Source organism: Actinomycetospora sp., assembly GCF_055612215.1.
Genome location: NZ_JBVPVA010001160.1, coordinates 1 through 3,820, shown reverse-complemented (window position 1 = coordinate 3,820; position 3,820 = coordinate 1). Strand labels below are relative to the sequence as shown.

The 3,820-nt window shown below is 74.2% G+C and carries 4 protein-coding genes; 2 read left to right on the top strand and 2 right to left on the bottom strand.

Features of this window, described 5'->3' with window-relative positions; translation table 11 throughout:
* Positions 1-41 precede the first annotated feature (41 nt).
* Positions 42-1,169: a flavin-containing monooxygenase gene (locus tag AC0CYZ_RS31265; RefSeq protein ID WP_472222096.1), complete on the bottom strand. Its 1,128-nt coding sequence runs from the start codon at positions 1,167-1,169 to the stop codon at positions 42-44.
* Between the two features lie 30 nt (positions 1,170-1,199).
* Between AC0CYZ_RS31265 and AC0CYZ_RS31260 the strand changes: the two genes are divergently transcribed.
* Positions 1,200-1,967, top strand: a complete 768-nt coding sequence (locus AC0CYZ_RS31260; RefSeq protein ID WP_472222094.1) for an aldo/keto reductase — start codon at positions 1,200-1,202, stop codon at positions 1,965-1,967.
* Between the two features lie 3 nt (positions 1,968-1,970).
* Here AC0CYZ_RS31260 and AC0CYZ_RS31255 read toward each other — a convergent pair whose 3' ends face one another.
* The gene (locus AC0CYZ_RS31255) at positions 1,971-3,140 is read right to left on the bottom strand and encodes a cytochrome P450 (protein ID WP_472222092.1); all 1,170 of its coding nucleotides are present in this window, start codon (positions 3,138-3,140) and stop codon (positions 1,971-1,973) included.
* A gap of 165 nt (positions 3,141-3,305) precedes the next feature.
* On the opposite strand from AC0CYZ_RS31255, the gene AC0CYZ_RS31250 reads away from it, so the two are divergent.
* A partial coding sequence (locus tag AC0CYZ_RS31250; RefSeq protein WP_472222090.1) for a hypothetical protein occupies positions 3,306-3,820 on the top strand: 515 nt, incomplete at its 3' end.

The window sequence follows — 3,820 nt, the reverse complement described above, 5'->3', positions numbered from 1 at the left end:
CGCTCATAGCTACCAGATGGTCCTAGAGAAGTACCAAGGGGTCAAGAGTCTCGATGTGCGCGGCGCAGGGCCGCGGGGTCGTCGGCCCGACGCCCGTCGGACACCGCGACCTTCTCGACCACGGCGGCGAGCCGGCGCTGGAGATCCACGGCTGCCGTTCCACGGCACGGCGCGACGACGTGGTGCAGCCCCGGCGCGTCCGTCTCCCCGAGGCCCGCCACGGCGGGCGGCCCGGCGTCGAAGTCGTCGGGGATCACGAGGACGTCGAGGCCCACGACGCGGCCGTCGGCGAGCTCCAGTCCCTCGGCCGCCACGCGCGCCACGTCCGTGCGGTCCAGCAGCGTGACGTGCCCGCGGTCGAACGCCTCGAGGTACCCGTCGTCGAGGAGCACCCGCCCCGGCGGTCCGTCGGGGACCAGGCGGGCGTCGCCCGTCCGCGCCCGCATCGTCGCCCGGTCCGGTGCCGGCTCGTCGACCTCGCCGGGCCACTCGGCGAAGCGGGCCTTGTAGGCGTCGCGCTCCTGCCAGCCGAAGAGCGGGTTCACCCGCCGCACGACGTCGAGGGCCCCGGTGTCCACGACGACCAGCTCCGCCACCCGGTCCGCGATCCACGGCACGAGCTGCACCGTCGCGCTCGTCGTCCCAAGGATCCCGACCCGCCGCCCCGTGAGGTCGTGCCCGTCCTCCGGCCACGCCGCGGTGCGCACGACGAGGCCGGCGAACCCGCTCGCGTCCACCTCCGGCTCCACCGACCGCCGCCCGGTGCACGCCACGACGTGCCGCGCCCGGACCGTCCCGCCACGGTCGGTCCGCACGACCCACCAGCCGTCGTCGGGAACCACGGACACGACCCGCGTCGACAGCCGGATGTCGCGGCGCAGGTCCAGGCGGTCGGCGACGAACCGCAGCCAGCGCTGCACCTCGTAGCCCGCCGGGTAGCGCTCGCTCCAGCCCCAGTCGCGGTAGAGCGCCTCGGAGAACGCGTACTGGTAGACGTGGCACTCGGTGTCCAGGTGCGCCCCCGGGTACGCGTGCCACCACCACGTGCCCCCGACGTTGCCCGCGTCGTCGTAGGCGCGCACGCGCAGCCCCCACTCGCGCAGCAGGTGCAGGGCGGCGAGCCCGGCGAACCCGGCGCCGACGACGACGGCGTCGAGGTCCTCGGTCATCATCGGATTCTGATGGATGACACCCCACGCGTGACACTCAACGACGGGTCGGTGATCCCGCAGTTCGGGCTCGGCGTCTACCACGTGCCCGCCGACGACACAGCCGGCCTCGTCCGCACGGCCCTCCAGCTGGGCTACCGCCACGTCGACACCGCGCAGGGCTACGGCAACGAGGCCGGGGTCGGGCAGGGCCTGCGCGACGCCGGCGTCCCGCGCGAGGACGTGTGGATCACGACGAAGCTCGACGACGGCGCCCACGGGTACGACGCGGCGCAGCGGGCGCTCGACGCGAGCCTGCGCCGGCTGGGCACCGACCACGTCGACCTGTTCCTGGTCCACCGCCCGGGCGAGGCCGACGTCGAGACGTGGCGGGCGTTCGCCGCGATGCGCGCCGACGGGCGGGTGCGCTCGGTCGGGGTCTCGAACTTCGGCCGGCGCGGGATCGAGCAGCTGGTCGACGCGACCGGCGTCGTGCCCGCGGTGAACCAGATCCGGGTCAACCCGCGCACCCCGCACCGCGGTATGCGGCGCTACCACCGGCGCCGCGGCATCACGACGGAGTCGTGGGGGCCGCTGCGCGAGGGCCGGCTCACCACGCACCCGATCGCCCGGCGCGTCGCGGCGCGGGTCGGCCGGACCCCGGCGCAGGTGATCCTGCGCTGGCACCTGCAGCGCGGGATCGTCGTGTTCCCCAAGTCGGCCGACCCCGGGCGGCTCGCCGAGAACCTCGCGATCACCGACTTCACGCTCTCGCGCCGCGAGATGGCGGCGATCGACCTGATGCGCCGCTGGAAGTGAGCCTCAGGAGACGGTCACCTCGAGGTGCTCCAGCCCGCGCAGCCCGTTGTTGAGCAGGGGGCGGGACGCGACGACCTCGAAGCGCTCGACCCGGTCGGCGAGCCGCTCGAGCAGCGCGGACATCTCCAGGCGGGCGAGGTGCATGCCCACGCACACGTGCTCGCCGCGACCGAACGCGAGGTGGTCCGAGGGGCGGCGGGTGATGTCGAAGCGGTCCGGGTCGGGGTACTTGCGCTCGTCGCGGTTGGCCGAGCCGTAGAGCAGCGCGACCCGGCTCCCGGCGGGCAGCGGGACGCCGTCGATCTCGTGGTCCTCGGTGAGCACGCGCGTGAACTGCGGGACCGAGGTCTCCATCCGCAACGACTCGTTGATCGCGTGCGGGACGAGGGAGCGGTCGGCACGCAGCAGGTCCCACTGGTCGGGATGCGCCGCGAACAGCGCGATCATCGAGGTGATCCCGAGGATCGTCGTGTCGAGGCTCGGGGTGACGTAGTCGAGCATCATCACCGGGCACTTCTCGCGGGGCAGCTCACCCCGGTCGGCCGCCTGGTAGAGGTGCGCGGCCCAGCCGTCGGGGTCGATGTTGCCGGGGACGGCCTCGTTCTGCGCGTAGGCGAGGAACTCCTCGACGGCGGGCAACGCGTCCTGGAAACGCTGGTTGGCGGGCCCCTGGACGTCCCAGATGGCCTCCGCCCACTCCAGCATCTTTCCGCGGTGGCCCTCGCCGAGGCCGACGAGGCGCGAGACCACCGTCGAGGGCAGGTGCTCGGCCAGCTCGGTGGCGACGTCGAAGCGGCCCCGGTCCACGAGCTTCCCGACGACGCGGTCGGCCTCCTCCTCGATCGTCGGGGTGATCTCGCGCATCCGGTCGGGGCGCAGCGGACGACCGAGGACCGCGCGCATCATCGTGTGGTCCGGCGGGTCGCTGCACAGCGTGATGCCCTCGAGCTGGGCGTTCATGGTCTCGTCGACGAACACGCTCTTGGCCGACGAGAACGTCTGCCAGTCCATCAGCGCCGCACGCACGTCGGCGTAGCGCGGCAGCGCGTAGTGGCCGTGGCGGGACATCTCGACGACGGGTCCGAGGTCTCGTAGCGTCCGGTAGACGGGGTACGGGTCGACGCGGGCGTCGTCGGCGAACAGGTCGACGTCGCTGACCGGGATGTCCGGCACGGGGCCTCCGAGGGTGGTGGGGATCACCATCCTGCGCCTGCGGCGACCTCGAGGACAGGGACGGCATCACCAACGGCTGACCCCGTCGTTGGTCCCGGCGTCGGAGTCCCGACCGGCGCTCACGGTGCGACGGCGGGCGGGTAGTGCTCTCGGAGGTCCCCCGCGATGGTGTCTGTCGCACGTCTCGTCACCACGGCCGCCGTCGCGGGCGGTCTGCTCGTCGGCCCGGTCGCCCTCGGCGCGGGGGTCGCGTCGGCCGCCCCGGCGCCCACCAAGGTGGTGCCGGCGTCCTGCGGCCAGACGGTGTCCGCGATGCCGGGCGACACCGTGCGGGTGAAGCCGAAGATCGGAACGACCGAGGACTACGTGGTGGGCGGGTCGCCGGGCACGGTGCGGATCCCGTCGTCGGCGGCGCGCCCGATGTGCGAGGTCGACGTGAAGGTGAAGCCGGCGCCGGCCACCGGCAGCGCGGCGAGGTCGCGGTCGACCGGCGGGTCGGGCGCGGCCGCGTCCTCGGTCGCGGACGGCCTCGCTGCGCTGCCCGCGGTCCCCTCGCTGCCCGCCGGCGCCCCGATGGTCCCGGCGGCCCCGATGGCTCCGGTGCCGCCCGCCGCCCCGGGCGCCCAGGGGCTCCCCACCCGCACCACCGCCGCCCTCGCCCCGGAGGCCGACTCCCACGG